Source organism: Pseudomonas sp. TNT2022 ID642 (assembly GCF_028656995.1).
Taxonomy (GTDB): Bacteria; Pseudomonadota; Gammaproteobacteria; order Pseudomonadales; family Pseudomonadaceae; genus Aquipseudomonas.
Window position 1 is genome coordinate 1 of sequence record NZ_JAMDGW010000022.1, and the last position, 19,821, is coordinate 19,821.

General features: G+C 58.4%; 18 protein-coding genes and 1 rRNA gene. 14 read left to right on the forward strand and 5 right to left on the reverse strand.

Features of this window, described 5'->3' with window-relative positions:
* Positions 1-78: 78 nt before the first annotated feature.
* Positions 79-194: ribosomal RNA gene (gene rrf, locus M5G26_RS22065) — 5S ribosomal RNA — on the forward strand.
* Positions 195-412: 218 nt separating this feature from the next.
* Here the strand turns inward: rrf and M5G26_RS22070 are convergent.
* A complete protein-coding gene (locus M5G26_RS22070; protein WP_273916480.1) occupies positions 413-1,690 on the reverse strand; it encodes a lysozyme inhibitor LprI family protein in 1,278 nt (425 codons plus the stop codon).
* A gap of 282 nt (positions 1,691-1,972) precedes the next feature.
* On the opposite strand from M5G26_RS22070, the gene M5G26_RS22075 reads away from it, so the two are divergent.
* From M5G26_RS22075 to M5G26_RS22090, 4 genes are all read left to right on the forward strand, one after another.
* Positions 1,973-3,577, forward strand: coding sequence for a tetratricopeptide repeat-containing response regulator (locus M5G26_RS22075; RefSeq protein ID WP_134178247.1), 1,605 nt, complete (start codon positions 1,973-1,975; stop codon positions 3,575-3,577).
* Positions 3,574-4,266, forward strand: coding sequence for a sensor histidine kinase (locus tag M5G26_RS22080; RefSeq protein ID WP_134178246.1), 693 nt, complete (start codon positions 3,574-3,576; stop codon positions 4,264-4,266). The genes M5G26_RS22075 and M5G26_RS22080 overlap by 4 nt, the downstream gene beginning before the upstream one ends.
* A 200-nt stretch (positions 4,267-4,466) precedes the next feature.
* Positions 4,467-5,708 (forward strand): glutamine synthetase family protein, encoded by a 1,242-nt coding sequence (locus M5G26_RS22085; protein WP_273916505.1) that lies wholly within the window; start codon positions 4,467-4,469, stop codon positions 5,706-5,708.
* 69 nt (positions 5,709-5,777) lie between these two features.
* Positions 5,778-7,157 carry an MFS transporter gene (locus M5G26_RS22090; protein ID WP_273916481.1) on the forward strand — a complete coding sequence of 460 codons (1,380 nt, stop codon included), beginning with the start codon at positions 5,778-5,780 and terminating at the stop codon, positions 7,155-7,157.
* Between the two features lie 73 nt (positions 7,158-7,230).
* Here M5G26_RS22090 and M5G26_RS22095 read toward each other — a convergent pair whose 3' ends face one another.
* The 4 genes from M5G26_RS22095 to flgA form a co-directional block, all read right to left on the reverse strand.
* Positions 7,231-7,977, reverse strand: coding sequence for a flagellar brake protein (locus M5G26_RS22095; protein ID WP_134178243.1), 747 nt, complete (start codon positions 7,975-7,977; stop codon positions 7,231-7,233).
* 88 nt (positions 7,978-8,065) lie between these two features.
* Positions 8,066-8,533, reverse strand: a complete 468-nt coding sequence (locus M5G26_RS22100; protein WP_134178242.1) for a flagella synthesis protein FlgN — start codon at positions 8,531-8,533, stop codon at positions 8,066-8,068.
* Between the two features lie 48 nt (positions 8,534-8,581).
* The gene (gene flgM, locus M5G26_RS22105) at positions 8,582-8,908 is read right to left on the reverse strand and encodes a flagellar biosynthesis anti-sigma factor FlgM (RefSeq protein WP_007960324.1); all 327 of its coding nucleotides are present in this window, start codon (positions 8,906-8,908) and stop codon (positions 8,582-8,584) included.
* A gap of 149 nt (positions 8,909-9,057) precedes the next feature.
* Positions 9,058-9,819, reverse strand: a complete 762-nt coding sequence (gene flgA / locus M5G26_RS22110) for a flagellar basal body P-ring formation chaperone FlgA (RefSeq protein WP_150776194.1) — start codon at positions 9,817-9,819, stop codon at positions 9,058-9,060.
* Positions 9,820-9,901: 82 nt separating this feature from the next.
* Between flgA and M5G26_RS22115 the strand changes: the two genes are divergently transcribed.
* The 9 genes from M5G26_RS22115 to M5G26_RS22155 all read left to right on the forward strand — a co-directional run bounded on the left by M5G26_RS22115 (position 9,902) and on the right by M5G26_RS22155 (position 19,762).
* A complete protein-coding gene (locus M5G26_RS22115) occupies positions 9,902-10,834 on the forward strand; it encodes a chemotaxis protein CheV (protein WP_007917585.1) in 933 nt (310 codons plus the stop codon).
* Between the two features lie 46 nt (positions 10,835-10,880).
* Positions 10,881-11,708, forward strand: coding sequence for a protein-glutamate O-methyltransferase CheR (gene cheR / locus M5G26_RS22120; RefSeq protein ID WP_007917583.1), 828 nt, complete (start codon positions 10,881-10,883; stop codon positions 11,706-11,708).
* 338 nt (positions 11,709-12,046) lie between these two features.
* Positions 12,047-12,454: a flagellar basal body rod protein FlgB gene (gene flgB / locus M5G26_RS22125; protein WP_007917581.1), complete on the forward strand. Its 408-nt coding sequence runs from the start codon at positions 12,047-12,049 to the stop codon at positions 12,452-12,454.
* A 3-nt stretch (positions 12,455-12,457) separates the two neighbouring features.
* Positions 12,458-12,901, forward strand: a complete 444-nt coding sequence (flgC, locus tag M5G26_RS22130; protein WP_003227217.1) for a flagellar basal body rod protein FlgC — start codon at positions 12,458-12,460, stop codon at positions 12,899-12,901.
* 15 nt (positions 12,902-12,916) lie between these two features.
* The gene (gene flgD, locus M5G26_RS22135) at positions 12,917-13,642 is read left to right on the forward strand and encodes a flagellar hook assembly protein FlgD (protein WP_077574149.1); all 726 of its coding nucleotides are present in this window, start codon (positions 12,917-12,919) and stop codon (positions 13,640-13,642) included.
* Between the two features lie 31 nt (positions 13,643-13,673).
* Positions 13,674-15,014 (forward strand): flagellar hook protein FlgE, encoded by a 1,341-nt coding sequence (gene flgE, locus M5G26_RS22140; RefSeq protein ID WP_038369491.1) that lies wholly within the window; start codon positions 13,674-13,676, stop codon positions 15,012-15,014.
* A 190-nt stretch (positions 15,015-15,204) separates the two neighbouring features.
* Positions 15,205-16,365: an efflux RND transporter periplasmic adaptor subunit gene (locus tag M5G26_RS22145; protein WP_273916482.1), complete on the forward strand. Its 1,161-nt coding sequence runs from the start codon at positions 15,205-15,207 to the stop codon at positions 16,363-16,365.
* Positions 16,362-18,380 carry a MacB family efflux pump subunit gene (locus tag M5G26_RS22150; protein WP_273916483.1) on the forward strand — a complete coding sequence of 673 codons (2,019 nt, stop codon included), beginning with the start codon at positions 16,362-16,364 and terminating at the stop codon, positions 18,378-18,380. The genes M5G26_RS22145 and M5G26_RS22150 overlap by 4 nt, the downstream gene beginning before the upstream one ends.
* The gene (locus M5G26_RS22155; RefSeq protein ID WP_134178237.1) at positions 18,377-19,762 is read left to right on the forward strand and encodes an efflux transporter outer membrane subunit; all 1,386 of its coding nucleotides are present in this window, start codon (positions 18,377-18,379) and stop codon (positions 19,760-19,762) included. The genes M5G26_RS22150 and M5G26_RS22155 overlap by 4 nt, the downstream gene beginning before the upstream one ends.
* Positions 19,763-19,821: the final 59 nt, after the last annotated feature.

A 19,821-nucleotide genomic window follows, 5' to 3' on the forward strand; every position in this document is an offset into this window, starting at 1 on the left:
CAGCACAAACACCGAAAGCTGTCACATACCCAATTTGCTGAAGCGAGGCCATCTGGTCACGACTCAGTACCCGAATTTCTTGACGACCATAGAGCGTTGGAACCACCTGATCCCATCCCGAACTCAGCAGTGAAACGATGCATCGCCGATGGTAGTGTGGGGTTTCCCCATGTGAGAGTAGGTCATCGTCAAGATTAAATTCCGAAACCCCAATTGCGAAAGCAGTTGGGGTTTTGTTTTGCCTATAGAAAAATTTATCCGGGATAAAGTTCGGGCAGACTATCAAGTTCAAATTCAAAGCCCCGTCGCAATGGAAATTGCGACGGGGCTTTTTGCATTACCGTCAGCCGACGAATTGCCATGGCGAGCCGCGACTACATCATTGATTGTGAACATTAGACAGGATGCACAGTTAACCTTCGTTCAGCTCAACTTTACCCATTGAAGTGCTGACTTCGGTTATGTGTCGGCGACCGTAGACTTCGTATGTGCGGCTGCCGTCATCGCTGTCCGGTTTACGCAATGCCAGTTGCGCGAACAAACCATTCTTTTCGCTGTAACTGCCGAACCAGTCGATCAAAGCACCGATGTAACAATCATTGCCAATGAAGACCGGCAGGTCGGCGACTTTTTCAATGCTGTAATGCGCCGGGCCAAAGCTGTAGTAATCGTTTTCACCGGCACCGGTAGCAGGAATAGGGCAGAGCGGTTCTTTTGAAGGGATAGCGGCGGTTTCATTTACTTTCACCACTGCCAGATTGAGCGCTCGGTGTAGATCGGGTTCGAGTTCAAACGTGCTGTTGCCGTCATCTTTGTGTTGAAGAACGGGCACTTCGAGGTCGTAGCGATAACGGATCGTCATCGTAGGCACCTGGACGTTGATTTTCAGCGGGTTGAGCAAGTAGATCCGATCAGCGCCGTACTCGCTGTTTCGATAAGCCGCGTAAGTCTTGCCACGCAGGCTTATCCAGTCCACTGACTGATTGGCACCGCGATCGTTGGTGTAGAGCAGCGAACTTTCGGGCTCAATAGAGCGTTTGACGAACCGTTCTCCGTCGCGACGCCAGGTTTCCACATAGGTGAACAGGCCCGTGCCCCCGGCGTAGGTATTCACAATCAGATCACGCTGCCCGTCGCCATCCAGATCCTGCAAGGTGTAAGAGGTCAGGCCGGTTTCGGCAGCGTCAGTGATCCGCGAAGCGGTCAACGCTCGCCATTCATTGGCAGTAACGCCTTTGGGCTGCGCTGTCGGAAAGTGCGTTATCGAAGAGTCATCTTCATTGGCATCGCCGTGAAAACCGACGGCAGTCGTTTTGACGGCGAGTGCGGCGAGTGCCCGGTCCAGCGCAAATTCGGGATCATCTTTACTGGCGGCTTGAATGCGTTTTTGCAGATCGTCCAGCGCCTGTTCATCGAGGTCATCCGGTTGATAGGCAAGCGCTGCCTGCCACTGCGCGCGTAACGCTTGCAGGCGCTCTTGATAGTGCTGGCTCAGGCACGAAACGTCTTCGGCGCATTCATTGCGGGCTTTTAACCACAGCCGTTGAGTGCGCTTGAGTTCAGCTTGTGCGGGAGCAGAGGCTTTGAATAAATCCCGATAAACCACACCCATCTGCGCATCCAGTTCGTACAGCGATTCGTTCGCGCAAACAGTGTTTTCGACGGCATTCGCCGCTTTTGTGCAATCCATTCCAGCCGCCATTGCCTGCTGAACAAACAGCAGAGCGCAGGCGGAAGCGATGTAGCGTCCTTTGATGTACACGATCTAAGCCTTGTAGTGGGAGGGTGTCCTAGTGCGCAGGGTAATCGTTGGGTGAGGAATCTTGAAGCGCCGGCTTCAGGGAACAGCACTTCTGGCCGATAACCCATTCGGTGACTTAAAAGTCGCGCGAAATCGCTTGATAGCATTTTGCCGCCAGCTATCATCTGCGCGCCTGAAATTGCCCTCACTTCAATTGCCTGGAAATCTTCGATGCTGTCGTATCACCAAAAAAGTTTTCTGATCGTCGATGATTTCTCGGATTTCCGCAGTTCCGTCCGTTCGATGCTGCGTGAGCTTGGGGTCAAGGACGTCGATACGGCCGACACCGGTGAGCAGGCGCTGAAGATGTGTGCGCAGAAGTCCTACGATTTCATCCTGCAGGACTTCCATCTTGGTGACGGCAAGAAGAACGGCCAGCAGGTGCTCGAAGACCTGATGTCGGAAAAGCTCATCAGCCATGAAGCGGTGTTTGTCATGGTGACGGCCGAGACCAGTCAGGCGATGGTGCTCAGTGCTCTGGAGCACGAGCCGGATGCGTACCTGACCAAACCGTTCAACCGCTCCGGCCTTGCTCAGCGCCTGGAGCGTCTGGAGCAGCGCAAGACGCTGCTCAAACCGATTCTGCAGGCCCTTGATCGTGGCAAACCGGTCGAGGTACTCAACGCCTGCATTGCCTTGTGCAAACAGGACATTCGCTATTCGCCGTTGTGCCTGCGTTATCGCGCCGATGCGCTGCGCGACATGAACCAGAACGAAGCACTCGAACGCCTGTACGACAGCATCATTGCCGACCGACCGTTGCCGTGGGCATTTGCCGGATTGGGCAAGTTGCTGTTCAAGCGTGGCCAGGTGGCGCAAGCCAAAGGCGTCTATGAAAAGGCTCTGAAGGTGTTTCCGATGATGCCGGCGCTGTACGACGGCATGGCCGATGTGCTGGTTTCCGAGGGTGACACCAAAGGTGCGCAGCGGGTGCTGGAGGAGGCGATTCGCCTGTCACCGTTGGCGGTGCGCCGACAGGCGTTGCTGGGCAAACTGGCGATGACCAACGAAGATTTTGAGACGGCTTCGCGCGCCTATCGCCAAGCAGTGTCGCAAGGCGCGCAGTCGCGCTTCAAGGATCCGGAAAGCAACCTCGGGCTGGCTCACGCGCTGATCAGCAAGGGCAGTGAGCGCGGTCTCGACACACGCACGCGGCTGGAGATCAACACCACGCTCAGTGCGGTGGCCAAAGAGAACCCGACTGACCCCGGCCTGCAGATTCGCGCGCGTCTGATGAAGGCTACCAGCCTGTTGCTCAACGATGCCGAAACCGCCGACAAGCTCACCGAGCAAGCGATGATGCGCCTCGACGGCATGGAGCAATTCATGAGTCCTGAAGCAGCGCTGCTGGTTGCCAAGCAATTGCAGATGCTCGGTCAGGCCGAAGCCGGAACGTCAATGCTCAAGAGCTGCGCGGAGATCTACGGTGATGATCCGGCGGTGATGAAAGACATCGCCAAGCTGACCGATGACCCGACTATTCTCAGCTCCAGCAACGCTGCTGCCGACCTCAACCGTCAGGGCGTGCGGGTGTACAAGACCGGCAACCTGGTCGAGGCCCGCGAGGTCTTCCGCAAGGCGCTGAAGATGCAACCGAAGAACATCAGTATCGCGCTGAACATGGCCCAGTCGCTGCTCCACGGCACCGACACCAGTGTGCCGTCGGCGGAGCTGGAAGAATGTCGGGCCTGCCTGAAAATGGTCGGCCTGATGCCCGACACCGACGCGCGTTTTGCGCGTTATCAGAAGCTGAAAAGCAAGGCGTTTGGCGAATGAGCAACGACAAGCAGGCTCTGGATTTTTCCACGGTGATTGCCTCCACCGTCCACGACATGAAGAACTCGCTGGCCATGCTCATGCAGGCCCACAGCCAATGGCTGGCGCGCTTGCCTGAGGCGCAGCGCCAAGGCTCGGAGCAGGGGGTGATCGACTTCGAGTTCGCCCATCTCAACGGCATGCTGGTGCAGTTGCTCGGGCTGTATAAGCTCGGCGTCAACCAGATGCCGCTGCAACCGGCGTATCACGAACTTGATGACTTCATCGAGGCGCAACTGGCAGCGCATCAAGAGGTGTTTGCCAGTCGCGGGATCATCGCCACCTATGAAGTCGATCCGCTGAGTCCGTTGGGTTTCTTCGACCGCGAACTGATTGCCTCGGTGTTGGGCAACTGCATCAACAACGCCATTCGTTACGCCCGCGAATCACTGCTGATCACCGTCAGTGACGAAGCCGGGCAACTGGTGCTGAGTATCAACGACGACGGCGACGGTTATCCGGCCGAGATGCTCGAGCGTCAGGCCGATTACGTGCAAGGCATCAATCACAGCAGCGGCAGCACCGGGCTCGGTTTGTATTTTGCCAATCGGATTGCGGCGCTGCATCAACGCAATGGTGTTGAAGGGCGCACCGAAATCGGCAATGGCGGACCGCTTGGTGGCGGGGTGTTTAGCCTTTATCTGCCGTGACTCAGGTTTTTGTTTGACGCTGCTTGATATTCCGAACAGCCGGAGCCTATTTTGTACGAGTCGCCGTTCGCGGCTCGCACAATAACAAGGATTGCGTCATGACAACCGATGGCCAACGTTCACTCGCGCAGCGATTGACGGGCATTGATGAGATTGAATGTGTCACGCCGGATTTGAACGGCGTGCCGCGAGGCAAAGTGATGACCGCCGAGGGTTTCCTCGAAGGGCGGCGTTTGCAGTTGGCGCGGGGTGTGCTGCTGCAATGCATCATGGGTGGTTATCCTGCGGCGCGGTTTTACGGCAGCGATGACGGTGATCTCGCACTGATTGCTGAACCGACCCAGATCCATCGCTTGCCATGGAGTGACGAACCGCGCGCTCTGGCCATTTGCGATGCCGACGAACTGAGCGGCGAAAGCTCCAACCTGTCGACCCGTGGTCAACTCAAGAAGGTTATTGCCCGTTACGCCGCACGCGGCCTGGCGCCGGTGGTGGCGACCGAGCTGGAGTTTTTCGTCTTCGCGCCCAACACCGATACGACGCAACCGTTCCGCCCTCCCGTTGGCCTCGACGGTCGTCGCGAGGATGGCCTGTCGGCGTTCAGCGTCAGCTCCAATAACGGCCTGCGCCCCTTCTTCAGCGAAGTCTATAAATGCATGGCCGCCCTCGGTCTGCCGCGCGATACGTTTATGCACGAGATGGGCGTCAGCCAGTTCGAGATCAATCTGCTGCACGGTGATCCGCTGCTGCTGGCCGACCAGACGTTCCTGTTCAAGCACCTGCTCAAGGAAGTCGCGCTCAAGCATGGCCTGACCGTGGTGTGCATGGCCAAGCCACTGGCGCACACGCCGGGCAGTTCGATGCACATTCACCAGAGCATCGTCGAGATCGCCAGCGGCAAGAATGTGTTCAGTGACGCGCACGGTGAGCCGACGGCGATGTTCCGCCACTTCATCGCTGGTCAGCAGGCCGGCATGGCCGATTTCACCGCACTGTTTGCACCCAATGTGAATTCCTACCAGCGCCTGTGTCATCCCTACGCATCGCCTAACAACGCCTGCTGGTCCCACGACAACCGTGCGGCCGGGCTACGAATTCCGGCCAGCTCGCCAGTCGCTCGGCGGGTGGAAAATCGTTTGCCGGGCGCCGATGCGAATCCGTATCTGGCGATCGCCGCGAGTCTGGCCGCCGGTTTGCATGGCATCGAGCATGAGCTGGAACCGAGTGAAGCCATTCAGGGCGAGTTCGAGGTGCCGGACAATCTTTCGCTGCCATGTACTTTGCATGCCGCGCTCGAGCGTCTGAAGCGTAGTCAACTGGCGAGGGAACTGTTCGGACAGGAGTTCATCGAAGGCTACATCGCTTCGAAGACCATGGAGTTGACCAGCTTCTTTGATGAAATCACTCCCTGGGAACGGCGTGTTCTAGCAGCCCAGGCCTGACGAACTAACGCCACCGGGCTATCGTTTTGATAGTCCGGTCTTTACTGCAAGGAGCCGCTCGGAACGCCGATGCGCCAAATCTGGAAATCCTTTCGAGCGTTGTATTTCGCCTCGCTGATGATGTTGATCGGCTCGGGCCTTCTATCCACTTATCTGGCCTTGCGTCTGGCGGCTGACAACGTCGACGGTCTCTGGGTCGGTGCGTTGATGGCAGCCAACTATTTCGGCCTGGTGCTGGGCGGCAAGATCGGTCACCGGCTGATCGCCCGGGTCGGGCATATCCGTGCTTATTCAGCGTGTGCCGGGATCGTCGGGGCGGCGGTGCTTGGCCACGGTCTGGTCGATTGGCTGCCGGCGTGGCTGGTGCTGCGGACCATTGTCGGTCTGGGCATGATGTGTCAGTACATGGTGATCGAGAGCTGGCTCAACGAGCAGGCGGATGCCAATCAGCGAGGTCTGGTGTTCAGCGGTTACATGATCGCTTCGTACCTGGGCCTGGTGCTCGGTCAACTGATTCTGGTCATGCATCCGGGCTTGGGCCTGGAACTGCTGATGCTGGTCGCCCTGTGCTTTGCGCTGTGTCTGGTGCCCGTGGCGTTGACTCGACGGATTCACCCGGCGCCCCTGCATCCGGCACCGATGGAGCCGCGCTTCTTTATCAAGCGGGTGCCGCAGTCGTTGAGTACGGTGCTGGGGGCTGGTTTGATCATCGGCTCGTTCTATGGTCTGGCACCGTTGTATGCCTCGCAACAAGGGCTGTCGACCGAGCAGGTCGGTCTGTTCATGGGTAGCTGCATCTTTGCCGGTTTACTGGTGCAGTGGCCGTTGGGCTGGTTGTCCGATCGTTATGACCGAGCGCTGCTGATACGCTGCTTTGCCGGGTTCCTGGCGGTGGCGGCGTTACCGTTGGCGGTGCTGCCGCAGGTTCCGCTCGAGGTGCTGTTCGGGGTTGGCTTTCTCTGTTCGCTGGTGCAGTTCTGTCTGTATCCGTTGGCGGTGGCGTTTTCCAATGACCACGTGGAAGGGGATCGCCGGGTGTCGCTGACAGCAATGTTGTTGGTGACCTACGGGGTCGGCGCGAGCATCGGGCCGTTGCTCGCGGGTGTGCTGATGAAGTTGTTCGGCAGTCAGAGCCTGTATGCGTTCTTCAGCTTCTTCGCGCTGGTACTGGTGTGGCGGATCCGGCCGAAAGCGGTGACCAATCTGCATCAGGTCGACGACGCGCCGCTGCACCACGTGGCCATGCCGGACAGCATGTCCAGTTCACCGCTGGTGGCCGCCCTCGACCCTCGTGTAGATGAGCAAGTGGTGCAGGAGCAGATGGTACAGGACCCGGTGCAGGCGCCGGCAAATCCCGAGCCTGAACCTGCTGCGCCGTCAGAGCCTGCGGCAGAAGGCGAACCGGATACCGATAATCCTGCGCCCGATCTCAGCGGCGGCAGACCCTGAACTGAACAAAAATCACCGCGCATAAAAAAGGGCAGTCCCACCAGGAACTGCCCTTTTTATTGGTCGCTGCGAATCACATATCGTCTTTGTCGAAACGGCGTGCTTCACGTTGCAGCTGATACACGAAACGCTCGACGTTACGTGCGGCCTGACCACTGATGTTGTGGAAACGCAGGCCGGCGAAGGTGATGTTGAGTTTTTCTTCGAAGTGCAGATAACGCAATTCGACGGAGGTCGGCTGGTTGCCGAACAGCGGCGGGGCGATCAGGCGGTCATAGACCTGGCCCAGTTGCAGGCGATCAGTGATATCGCCTTCGAAACGCAGCTTGCAGCCGGTTGCGGAGATATCCAGCAGTTTGCCGTTGATCGGCGCCTTGAGCTTTTCGCCGCCCAGTTCAACGCTGACCAGATCAGTCAGTTTCAGTGCGGCGCGGAAAGCATTACGGCGCTGGTGGTAAACCACTTCGGTCGGTAGCTCGCCGGTGTAGAAACGGTCGCCGTCGGATTCTTCAATGTTCAGCGTGCCGTTGCATTCCCAGGCGATACGAACGCCGTCGTGAAAACCCTCGACCTTGAACGGCTCACCGGCCAGCAGAAAGCGTTCGCCATCACGCGGGATCATCTCGTCCAGCGCGATCGAAGCGCTGTCGCGGTCGACTTTGATCAGGTAGCTCTGGAAGCGCTGGCTGCGCTCATGAAAGGTGATGATCAGCGGATCGTGGCTTTCTTGCAGCTGGCGCAGGTTGCTGGAGATTTCCAGTGGCGTGGTAAGCACCTTAGGGGGCTGCGGAGCATCATCCGCGCTGAGGGCGTTGGACACGGTTTATCAATCTCCAGACAAAATATGACGACTAGCCAGCATTTTGCCAGCATGTTCCGCGGGTTGATAGAGCTGGCGCATCAACGGCTCATGCCTGGCTGAGCGGACGCGGCGTGGCGGGTTTGGCAAATGTACCGCTGGCGTTATAAAGCGCTGGCGCTTCACCACCGGTGAGGATCTTCAGCTGATTGGCCGTGGCGGCCTGCTGGATCTGGATCGACTGACCATTCTTGAGGTTGGCGGCCTGGCATTGCGCGATCAGATCGGTCAATGCGTCGCCTTGCGTCAACAACTGCTCGCCAATGCTCGACTGGCCAGCCAACTGCACAAGACCTGTACGATCAGCGGGCAGGTTGAGGCTGGCGAGAATTTCGCTGCGCTTGCGGCCATGCTGTTCAAGCAGAATGATCAATGCCTGTTTGTGCGCCAGAATTTCTTCCAGCAGCGGCATGTCGCGACCGTGCAACGCGAGGGATTCGGTGTGCAGTAACTCCAGCAATTGTTGAGCTGGAGCAAAGTCGTCGTTGATCAGTTGCAATAAATTAGTGTCGTGCATGGCTGGCCTTGGGTTTTAAGCGTCCAAAAGCCTCGCGCTGGCAAAGGCCTAGCGCTGGGCTTCGAAGTTGAGCAGTTTGCTGGCTACACGGTTGCTGTCGACTTTATAGCTGCCATCGGCAATCGCGGCTTTCAACTCGGCCACACGGGCTTTGTCGACAGCAGGTTGATCGCGCAGCTTGTCAGTGACCTTCTGCAACTGTTGAGCCTCATTGCTGAGGTGTACCGATTCCCCGCTTTTTGCGGTACTGGCCTGTTCGGCCGGGGTATTCAGCGGCGCGGAGGTGCCGGTTTCGGCGGTTTCCTTGGCGTTGCTGGTACGTGTACTGCCCGTAAGTGACGAGGAGCTGTTCAAACGGCTGAAATCGATGACCATGATAAAAAACCTCTGGGAATTTGGACGCTTGCCATGTTTTCGGCCATCCCCTGGAAAACTTTAGGCACATTTACAATGAGCCTTGCATGCGCCGGCGCGTGTCCTGCTGCGGCACAGTTTAGGGAACAGCCGTGGTCAGCGCCAGTTTTCTACATCGCCACTTCCACTTGGCCCGGCGCGGTGACTTGCGCCTTGATGACCCGTTGCGAGTTGAGGTTTTTCACGCGGATCTGTTCTTTCAAACCGCCATTGGCCAGCGCTTCGCCGGGCATGCGCACGGCGAGCGTACCGCTGCGCGCAGTGATGACCACTTGATCGCCCTTGCGAACGACTTCCGCCTGTTCCAGATGAACCAGAGTAATGACCTGATCGGCTACCGTTGGTCGGGTTAATTTCTGTCCGATCGCTTCGTCTACCGAGGTCAGAAAGCCTTGGTTGATCGTGCTCACGTCGCGCTCACGCAGGGTCACGTCCTGTGGTTCGATAATCCCCGCACGTTTGAGCGGGCGCGTGGTCGTCACAATCTCGCGAAACAGGCGGACTTGAGCGGGCACGAACACGGTCCAGGGCGAGGCGCCTTCACAGCGGACCTTCACGGTAACCCGGCCCAGCGGACGTGCCGGACTCTCCAAAGTAGCTGTCAATTCCTTGTCGCACATAGGCATGCGCATACGCGGGTCGAGCTGGTTTACTTCGATTTCGTAGCGGCCTTCCGTTTGACTGGTAGCCAGATAGTCTTCTACGGTGAACTCAAGAAAGCCCTGAGTGACGCCGATAAGCATGTCAGGCAAGGTAACCGCATCAGCAATGGCAGGGCTGCCAGCGAAAAAGCAGCAAATAGCGCCCGCAGCACAAAGCCCTCTGCGAAGGGGTGATGTCAGGCGTCGAAAAAATGTCGTTTGAGCGTTCATACGAGTTAAAAAGCAAGCGCCGTGCCGTTTAGCAATGAATGTGCGTCGCAACAACACTTGGCGTTGGTGTAGGAGTCTGGGCATGGCTGGTGTAATGGATTCGGTGAACCAGCGCACGCAACTGGTAGGGCAGAATCGCCTGGAGCTGTTGTTGTTCCGTCTTGACGGTCAGCAGCTCTACGGAATCAACGTGTTCAAGGTACGGGAAGTGTTGCAGTGCCCGTCGCTGACGTTGATGCCCAAGTCCAGTCCTGTCGTGTGCGGGGTGGCAAATATCCGGGGGGCGACCATTCCGATCCTTGATCTGGCAATGGCCACCGGTTCCGGAGCGTTGAAGGACAAGAACAACCCGTTCGTGATCATCACGGAGTACAACACCAAGACCCAGGGTTTCCTGGTCCGCTCGGTGGAGCGCATCGTCAACATGAACTGGGAAGAGATTCATCCGCCGCCCAAGGGCACGGGTCGCGATCATTACCTGACCGCTGTGACTCGGGTGGACAATCAGTTAGTCGAAATCATCGACGTCGAGAAAGTGTTGGCCGAAGTTGCGCCGACACCGGAAGCGATTTCGGTGGGCGTGGTCGATGTCGAGACCCAGACCAAGGCACTGTCGTTGCGTGTCTTGACGGTCGATGACTCGTCGGTGGCGCGCAAGCAGGTCACGCGTTGTCTGCAGACGATCGGTGTCGAAGTGGTGGCGCTGAACGACGGCAAGCAGGCGCTGGATTACCTGCGCAAGCTGGTCGATGAGGGCAAGAAGCCGGAAGAAGAGTTCCTGATGATGATTTCCGACATCGAGATGCCGGAGATGGACGGGTACACCCTGACGGCGGAAATCCGCGGCGACGCACGCATGCAAAAGCTTCATATCATCCTGCATACTTCGTTGTCCGGGGTATTCAATCAGGCGATGGTCAAGAAAGTCGGTGCTGATGACTTCCTGGCCAAGTTCCGCCCTGATGACCTGGCATCCCGGGTAGTCGACCGGATCAAAGCAGCAGATATCAGCTAGGAGCGCTTTGCTCCTGGCGGTCAACACGATTTAAGAGGCGGCATCATTGTCTACGGGTAATTTGGATTTCGAACAGTTCCGGGTCTTCCTGGAAAAAGCCTGTGGCATTTTGCTCGGTGAAAACAAGCAGTACCTGGTCTCGAGCCGTCTCAACAAACTGATGGAGCAGCAAGGCATCAAATCCCTGGGTGAGCTGGTTCAGCGCATCCAGACCCAGCCGCGCAGCGGTTTGCGCGAGCAGGTGGTCGATGCCATGACGACCAACGAAACCCTGTGGTTTCGTGACACCTATCCGTTTGAAGTCTTGAAGAACAAGGTGCTGCCTGAAGCGATCAAGGCCAGCCCCAACCAGCGTCTGCGGATCTGGTCGGCAGCCTGCTCGTCGGGCCAGGAACCGTACTCGCTGTCGATGTCGATCGACGAGTTCGAGCGCAGCAACCTTGGCCAGCTGAAAATGGGCGTGCAGATCGTTGCCACTGATTTGTCCGGCCTTATGCTGACCAACTGCAAGACGGGCGAATACGACAGCCTGGCGATCGGTCGCGGTTTGTCGCCGGAACGCCTGCAGCGTTACTTCGACCCGAAAGGGCCGGGGCGCTGGGTGATCAAGGCGCCGATCAAGAACCGCGTGGAATTCCGCTCGTTCAACCTGCTCGACAGCTATGCGGCGCTGGGCAAGTTCGACATCGTGTTCTGCCGCAACGTGCTGATCTACTTCTCTGCCGAAGTGAAGAAAGACATCCTGTTGCGCATTCACAGCACGTTGAAGCCGGGCGGTTATCTGTTCCTTGGCGCTTCCGAGGCGCTGAACGGTTTGCCGGACCATTACCAGATGGTTCAGTGCAGCCCGGGGATCATTTACCAGGCGAAGTGAAGCATGCGGAAAAAAGGGAGCCCTCAAGGGCTCCTTTTTTTTGCCGCATGCTTCACGTAGGAGCTGCCGAAGGCTGCGATCTTTTGATTTTGTTTTTTAAGAACAAGATCAAAAGATCGTCCGATCGCGGCCCGAGCCTTCGGCAGCTCCTACAGGGGGGAGGTGTTAACAGGAAGAAGCGGCAGAAAAGCGGCATCCGGCGGAAACCGGTTGCCGCTTTTCTGGCATTGCCGCTTTGCCGACTCCCGGCAAAGCCCCGGTTTATGAGGGTTTTGTGGTTTGGCACGGCGCTTGCTAAAGCTCAGTTACGAAAAACCGGTCACCTGAAGGTTCCCGACATGAGCATCAGCTTCGATAAAGCGCTCGGCATTCACGAAAAGGCATTGGGCTTCCGCGCCCAGCGTGCCGAAGTGCTGGCCAACAACATCGCCAACGCCGATACCCCGAACTACAAGGCGCGGGATCTGGACTTCTCCAAAGTGCTTGAAGCACAGACCCAGAAAAACGCCAACGGCACCATCGCGTTGAACATGACCAACAGCCGTCACATCGAAGCTGAAGGCCTGGGCAACGGCGACGAATCGCTGATGTATCGCACGCCGATGCAACCTTCGATCGACCAGAACACCGTGGACGCCCAACTGGAACAGTCGAACTACGCGGAAAACGCCGTCGGCTTCCAGGCCAGCTTCACCCTGCTCAACAGCAAATTCAAAGGGCTGGTGTCAGCCCTGCGCGGAGAGTAATTCATGTCCCTGTCCAGCGTTTTCAACATTGCCGGCAGCGGCATGAGCGCACAAACCACGCGTCTGAACACCGTGGCCTCGAACATCGCCAACGCCGAGACCGTCTCGTCGAGCATCGACCAGACCTATCGCGCCCGTCACCCGGTATTCGCCACCATGTTCCAGGGCGGCCAGAACAGCGGCAGCAACTCGCTGTTCCAGAGCCAGGACGCGGCCGGTCAGGGCGTACAGGTACTCGGTGTGGTCGAAGACCAGAGCAACCTCGAAGCGCGCTACGAGCCGAACCACCCGGCGGCTGACGCCAAAGGCTACGTCTACTACCCGAACGTCAACGTGGTGGAAGAAATGGCTGACATGATTTCCGCGAGTCGTTCGTTCCAGACCAACGCCGAAATGATGAACACCGCCAAAACCATGATGCAGAAGGTACTGACCCTCGGTCAGTAATAAGGGGCGACTGCCATGAGTGTTACTGATACCACCGCTACGCCGAGCCTGAAGGACATCCTCGCCAACTCGGCGAAGACCAGCAGCACCACGACGGGCGGCATCGCTTCGGCGACCAACAGTGCCACCGGCGGTCAAGCGCTGGGCAAGGACGCGTTCCTGCAATTGCTGGTTACCCAGCTGAAAAACCAGAACCCGCTCGACCCGCAGGACAACAGCGCATTCGTTGCGCAGTTGGCGCAGTTCAGCAGCCTCGAAGGCATCACCACGCTCAACAGCACCGTGAGTGGCCTGGCCGGCAACTACAACTCGTCGCAAGCGCTGCAGGCTTCGTCGCTGGTCGGTCGCAATGTGATCGTGCAGACCAACACCGCGCAGCTCGACGATCCGAGCAAAGGCCTGACCGGTTCGGTGAACCTGTCGACGTCCATTGCTGAAGGTACCGTGACCATCACCGACAGCAGCGGCAAGACGGTTCGTACCATCGATCTGGGCAGTCGCGCCGCTGGCAGTGCCAGCTTCACCTGGGACGGCAAGGACACGTCCGGCACCCTCGTGCCGACCGGTACCTACACCTTCAAGGCGAGCGCACCGATCAACGGCACCGCGACCGATCTGGCCACTTACCTGCCGGCAACGGTGAACAGCGTGACGATCAGCCAGACCGGTGGCGAGCTGATGCTCAACCTGGCTGGCAAGGGCTCCGTTGCCCTGTCCAAAGTACAAACCATTGGTATATAGAGCCGACTAACCGGCAACAAAGGAGTGGAATATGTCTTTCAATATCGGCCTTAGCGGTCTCTATGCAGCCAACAAACAACTGGACGTGACCGGCAACAACATCGCCAACGTCGCGACCGCCGGTTTCAAATCGTCCCGTGCAGAGTTCGAAGACGTTTACTCGGCGACCCGCCTGGGCACCGGCAGCAAAGTCATCGGCAACGGTGTGCGCCTGGCCAACGTTTCCCAGCAGTTCACCCAGGGTGACATCAACAACACCGGCAACGTGTTGGACATGGGTATCAACGGTTCCGGCTTCTTCACCATGAGCAACAACGGCTCGATCTCCTACACCCGTGCCGGTACTTTCAAAGTCGACGACGCCGGTTTCATCACCAACACCGACTACACCTCGCGCCTGCAAGGTTACGCCGTGGATTCCAGCGGCAAGATCATCAAGGGTGTGTTGACCGACCTGAAGATCGACACCTCGAACCTGGCGCCAAAGTCCACTTCCGCCGTGGCTTCGAGCATCAACCTGAACTCGTCGGCACCGGTGATCGTTGATACCGGCGCCACCGCTGTCAAGTTCGACCCGTCCAAGGTCGAGACTTACACCGAGTCGTTCAGCACCCCGATCTATGACACGCAAGGCAACAAGCACAACATGGATCAGTACGTCGTGAAGACGGGCGAAAACACCTGGAAGGTGTACACGCTGGTCGATGGGCGCAACCCGGATGCGACCGGTAGTAATCCGGTGACTGTCCCACCCACTGCTTCGACTCTGACGTTCGACAGTTCCGGCAAGCTGCTTCAGGTCAGCACACCGAGCACTCTGCCGCCGCCGGCTCCGAACCCGATCATCAGCAGCGATCTCACACTGAAAAACTGGGTGCCGGGCACCGTGACCAATGGCAACTTCACGCCTAACGGCGCGGCTGCCAACCCGAATGGCGTGACCGTTTCCCTGGCCAAGACCACTCAGTACAACGCGGATACCTCGCGTACCATCCCGACTCAGGATGGCTACGCCACTGGCCAGATCACCAACCTGACCATCGACGGCACCGGTACGTTGTTCGCCAACTTCAGCAACAACCAGAACAAGGCGATCGGTCAGGTAGCCCTGGCCAGCTTCACTAACGAGCAAGGTCTGCAAGCAGTAGGCGGCACCAGCTGGAAGGAAACCTTCGCTTCGGGTATCCCGGGTTATGACGCTCCGGAAACCGGCACACTGGGTTCCATCCAGTCCAACTCGCTGGAAGAGTCGAACGTTAACCTGACCAACGAGCTGGTTGATCTGATCAAGGGTCAGAGCAACTATCAGGCGAACGCCAAGACCATTTCGACCCAGAGCACCATCATGCAGACCATCATTCAGATGACCTGATATCGATGCTTTGTAAAAAGCTGTAACGGAAAGCCCCTCTTTGAGGGGCTTTCTTGTTTAATGCACGCGCCGCGGCCATCCGTGCCCGGTTCTGGTGAGGGCGAGGGCGTTCTCCCATGCTGCACCACGCAACTCCAGGGCGCCAATGAGTGGTTCGCCCGACCACTGACAGGGATGCAACACATACTTCATGGCTTTTCTCTCTCGCTCCCGGATCGTCATCGGGACGCTGTCCGTTTTTGCCTTGCTGGCCTGGTTTGCCTGGCACCAAGGCTGGGGATCCTCTCCAAAGAAGTACCTGACCACCACGGTGTCCGTCGAGAATCTCGAGGAAACCGTATTGGCCAGCGGCGTGGTCAAACCCTTTCAGCAAGTCAGCGTTGGCGCTCAGGTCAATGGCCAGCTCAAGAGCCTCAAGGCGGAGTTGGGCGATACCGTGCGCCAGGGTCAGTTACTGGCCGAAATCGATCCGCTGTTGCCACAGAATGAGCTGCTCAAGTCGCGGGCCGCATTGCTCAGTGTCCGGGCGCAATACAAAGCCCGACAGGCAATGATTCGTCAGTACGAACTCGATTTTCGGCGTAAGCAAAGCCTGGTCGCCAGTGAGGCAGGATCGCGGGCCGATCTGGAAATTGCCGAAGCGCAACTGCACAGCTCGCGCGCCGAACTGGCGTCCCTGGCCGCACAGATCTCGCAAGCGGAGATCGAAATCAGGATCGCCGAAGTCAACCTTGGCTATACGCGTATCAGCGCGCCGATGGACGGCGAGGTCATCGCCGTGGTGACCAAACAAGGCCAGACCGTGGTGTCGGCGCAGAGTGTCCCGACATTGCTGATCCTTGCCCGACTGGACCGGATGACCGTCGAGGCGCGCATATCGGAAGCAGACGTGGTTCGGGTCAAGGCGGGGCAAGCCGTGTCCTTCAATATCCTAGGCGATCCGGACCGACGTTTTACCAGTCATATTCGAGCGGTAGAGCCAGCGCCGGAGTCGATTGCCCGGCAGGATCAAATGCAGGGTGCCGGTGGCGCAACGGCCGGCGGCGCCGACGCCGCGGTGTATTACAACGCGCTGTTCGACGTACCCAATGAGGATCGCTCGTTGCGTACTTCGATGACGGCGCAGGTCAGTGTTCTGCTCGATTCAGTGCAAAAAGCCACCACCGTCTCGGTGGCTGCGCTGGGCAAGCGCGGTGCCGACGGTCGCTACGAAGTGCGCAAACTGGTCGATGGCCAGCCGCAGACAGTGCAGGTGACCACCGGTTTGCGCAACGACCTCAACGTTCAGGTCCTGGACGGGCTCAAGGAGCATGACGAAGTCGTCCTTGGCGAAGAGCCTGAGCCTCAATGAGCAGCGCCAACGGTCTGCGCGGCGTGACGCCAAACCCCGTGGATGAAGAGCTGCCGGTCACACCGCTGTTGTCCCTTGAAGGTGTACAGCGCTGGTTCGCCGATGGCGAGGCCAGGACTCAGGTACTGCGTGACGTAAATCTGGCGATTGCTGCCGGTGAAATGGTGGCGATCGTCGGGCCGTCCGGTTCCGGCAAGTCCAGTCTGATGAATATCCTTGGATGCCTGGATCGTCCGTCCGCGGGTCGCTACTGCATCAACGGCGTCGACATGGCCGGTATGAGCAGCGATGAATTGGCGACGCTGCGGCGTGAGCATTTCGGCTTCATTTTCCAGCGCTTTCATTTGCTGGCGCATCTGAGCGCCGAAGCCAACGTTCAGGTGCCGGCCATTTATGCCGATCAGCCGTTTATCGAGCATCAGCAAAAGGCCCGGGCGCTGCTGCAGCGCCTCGGGTTGGGCCAGCGCATGCAGCATCGGCCGGGGCAACTTTCCGGTGGTCAGCAGCAACGGGTCAGCATTGCCCGTGCGCTGATCAATGGCGGTGCTGTCATCCTCGCCGACGAGCCTACCGGTTCGCTGGATTCGCGCAGTGGCGAGGAGGTGATGGCGATCCTGCGTGAACTGCATTGCAGCGGTCACACCATCATTATCGTGACCCATGACGCGCAGGTGGCACAGCACGCTGACCGCATCATCGAAATTCATGACGGCGAGATAGTCGCCGATCAACTGAATGCCGAGCGCAAGGCGAGCGCGGTTCAGCTGACCGAGCCCGATGAAAGTACACAAGATCGACAGCGCGACGGGGCGGCAGCGCATTGGCGGCGCTTCAGCGAGGCCTTCAAGATGGCCTGGATTTCCCTGCACAGCCATCGGATGCGTACGTTACTGACCATGCTCGGCATCATTATCGGCATCGCCTCAGTGGTTTCGGTGGTAGCACTGGGGCAGGGCGCACAGACTCGGGTGCTGCGCGACATCAGCGCCATGGGCACCAATACCATTGATGTTTATCCCGGCAAGGACTGGGGTGATGAGCAGGCCGCCTCGATCCGCACCCTGCAGCCTGTGGACTTGCGCATCATCCAGGCGCAGTTCTGGGTCGACAGCGTTTCGGCGATGGTCAATGGCAGCCGGACAATTCGTTACCGCAACCAGCATGTCAGTGCCACCGTTAATGGTGTCAGCCAGGACTACTTTCAGGTGATGGGCATCCGCATGTCCCAAGGGGCAGTGTTCAGCGCCTACGATGTGCTGCGTCGTGGTCAGACTCTGGTCATCGACCACAACACTCGACAACGGCTGTTCAAGGACTGGGAGCAACCGCTGGGCCAGGTGATCCTGGTGGGTGGTCTGCCGTGTACGGTGGTCGGGGTCATGGAAAGTCGTGATGACGGTTTTTCAGGGCCGAGCCTGCAAGTCTATTTGCCCTACACGACGGTGATGGGGCGCTTGTTGGGGCAGAGTCATTTCAACTCGATCAAGGTCAGGCTCAAGGATCAGGTCGCCAGCCCTGCAGCAGAGCAGGCGCTGCAAACCTTGCTGGTGGCACGACATGGGCGTGCGGATTTTTTCCTCAGTTCCAGCGACAGCATCCTCAAGATCGTGCAGAAAACCACGGACACCCTGAAGCTGTTGATCTCTGCCGTGGCGTTCATTTCACTCTTGGTCGGTGGTATCGGGGTGATGAATATCATGCTGGTATCGGTCACCGAGCGAACCCGTGAGATCGGCATTCGCATGGCTGTCGGCGCCCGGCGTGCAGACATCTTGCAGCAGTTTTTGATCGAGGCTGTGCTGGTCTGCCTGTTGGGTGGCCTGCTGGGCGTTCTGCTGTCGTTGTTGATCAGTCAGGTGTTTGGCTACTTCGTGCAGACGATCGTCATGGAGTTCACGGCGCTGGCAATGATTTCAGCCTGTATGTGTTCGCTGCTGGTCGGGGTGTTGTTCGGCTATATCCCGGCGCGCAATGCCGCCCGACTTGATCCTATTCAGGCGTTGTCCCGAGAATGAAGTACATCAATTGCAAGTGGGCTTCGGCATTGCTGTTGCCTGTGTGGTTGGGGGGCTGCGGCGCTCTGTTGCACAGCGAATACCAGCCACCGGAGGTGGAGACGCCAGCCTTCTGGTTGGGTGATGCGACGAGCGAACGTTCCTTGAGTGCGGGCGCGCGATGGTGGGAAACGTTTGGCGATCAGCGTCTCACCGCACTGGTCGACGACGCCCTGGCGCGCAATAACGATCTCGCTGCGGCTGCCCTCAGAGTGCGTCGGGCAACGCTTCAGGCAGGACTCACCGGCACCAGTATCACGCCCGATCTGGACGTGGGGGCGGGTGCAGACTGGAGCAGGAATCTGCGTCGTGACAATGCCAGTCAGCGGCGATTTTCCACGACTTCGTCGATGCGTTACGAAGTCGATCTGTGGGGGCGGTTGGCGAGTACGCGCGATGCAGCTGAATGGGCAGTGTTGGCAACCGACTTTGATCGGCGCGCCAGTGCCCTGAGCTTGATCGGTAACACCGCTCGCTTGTATTGGCGAATCGGTCTGTTCAACGAACTGGCCCGGTCGGCCCGGGAGAGTATCCGCTACGCCGAACAGACACTGCGGCTGGTGCAGTCCCAGCGTCTGGCAGGCGCGGCGACTGGGCTTGAAGAAGCCCAGGCCGAGCAAGTGCTGGCCACGCAACGTGCAGTATTAAGCGATTACCTGCTGCAACTTGAAGTGGCGCGCAACGCACTGGCAATAGTTTTCGATCAGGCACCCGAGCGTCGGTTTGTCGAACTCCAACAATTACCTTCAGCGACATTGCCGAGTGTACCGGCAGGCTTGCCGGCGGATCTGGTTGCCCGGCGTCCCGATCTGCAGGCGGCTGAGTGGCGATTACGGCAGGCGCTGTCTAACTATGACGCAACGCGTGCCAGTTTCTATCCCTCGTTCACGCTGACGGGCAACCTGTCCACCGGCAGTAGTCGGGAGTTGAGCCAAGTGCTCAATAATCCTGTCGGCGTGTTGGGCATCGGCATCAGTCTGCCGTTTGTGCAGTGGAATGTCCGCAAGTACACCGTCGCACTTTCCTTGGTGGACTACGAGGCGGCGATCATTGATTTTCGCCAGGGCCTGTATATCGCGTTGGCGGAAGTTGAAGACGCACTGTCGGCACAAGTGCACTTTGCCGATCAGGGGTTGCAGCGTGAGCAGGCTCTGGCCGCGGCGATGAAAGCCGAAGGATTGGCAGAGATTCGTTATCGCAGCGGGCAGACAGGTATCAAGGAGTGGCTGGATCTGCAAGAGAGTCGTCGTGCCGCGCAAATTTCGCTGGCACAGAATCACTTCGAGCGATTGCAGGCGCAAATGGGGTTGTACCTGGCGCTAGGTGGGGGCTTTACACGTTAGTTCATTGCGCACACAGCTGTGGATGTTTGGGGAGTGTTGTTGGTCATTAAGGAAGATTG

Excerpts from the sequence above, each read along its gene's own strand:
- M5G26_RS22070 (WP_273916480.1), bottom strand. The coding sequence starts at position 1,690 with ATGGATTGCACAAAAGCGGCGAATGCCGTCGAAAACACTGTTTGCGCG.
- M5G26_RS22075 (WP_134178247.1), top strand. The coding sequence starts at position 1,973 with ATGCTGTCGTATCACCAAAAAAGTTTTCTGATCGTCGATGATTTCTCG.
- M5G26_RS22080 (WP_134178246.1), top strand. The coding sequence starts at position 3,574 with ATGAGCAACGACAAGCAGGCTCTGGATTTTTCCACGGTGATTGCCTCC.
- M5G26_RS22085 (WP_273916505.1), top strand. The coding sequence starts at position 4,467 with ATGACCGCCGAGGGTTTCCTCGAAGGGCGGCGTTTGCAGTTGGCGCGG.
- M5G26_RS22090 (WP_273916481.1), top strand. The coding sequence starts at position 5,778 with ATGCGCCAAATCTGGAAATCCTTTCGAGCGTTGTATTTCGCCTCGCTG.
- M5G26_RS22100 (WP_134178242.1), bottom strand. The coding sequence starts at position 8,533 with ATGCACGACACTAATTTATTGCAACTGATCAACGACGACTTTGCTCCA.
- flgM (WP_007960324.1), bottom strand. The coding sequence starts at position 8,908 with ATGGTCATCGATTTCAGCCGTTTGAACAGCTCCTCGTCACTTACGGGC.
- flgA (WP_150776194.1), bottom strand. The coding sequence starts at position 9,819 with ATGAACGCTCAAACGACATTTTTTCGACGCCTGACATCACCCCTTCGC.
- M5G26_RS22115 (WP_007917585.1), top strand. The coding sequence starts at position 9,902 with ATGGCTGGTGTAATGGATTCGGTGAACCAGCGCACGCAACTGGTAGGG.
- flgB (WP_007917581.1), top strand. The coding sequence starts at position 12,047 with ATGAGCATCAGCTTCGATAAAGCGCTCGGCATTCACGAAAAGGCATTG.
- flgC (WP_003227217.1), top strand. The coding sequence starts at position 12,458 with ATGTCCCTGTCCAGCGTTTTCAACATTGCCGGCAGCGGCATGAGCGCA.
- flgD (WP_077574149.1), top strand. The coding sequence starts at position 12,917 with ATGAGTGTTACTGATACCACCGCTACGCCGAGCCTGAAGGACATCCTC.
- flgE (WP_038369491.1), top strand. The coding sequence starts at position 13,674 with ATGTCTTTCAATATCGGCCTTAGCGGTCTCTATGCAGCCAACAAACAA.
- M5G26_RS22145 (WP_273916482.1), top strand. The coding sequence starts at position 15,205 with ATGGCTTTTCTCTCTCGCTCCCGGATCGTCATCGGGACGCTGTCCGTT.
- M5G26_RS22150 (WP_273916483.1), top strand. The coding sequence starts at position 16,362 with ATGAGCAGCGCCAACGGTCTGCGCGGCGTGACGCCAAACCCCGTGGAT.
- M5G26_RS22155 (WP_134178237.1), top strand. The coding sequence starts at position 18,377 with ATGAAGTACATCAATTGCAAGTGGGCTTCGGCATTGCTGTTGCCTGTG.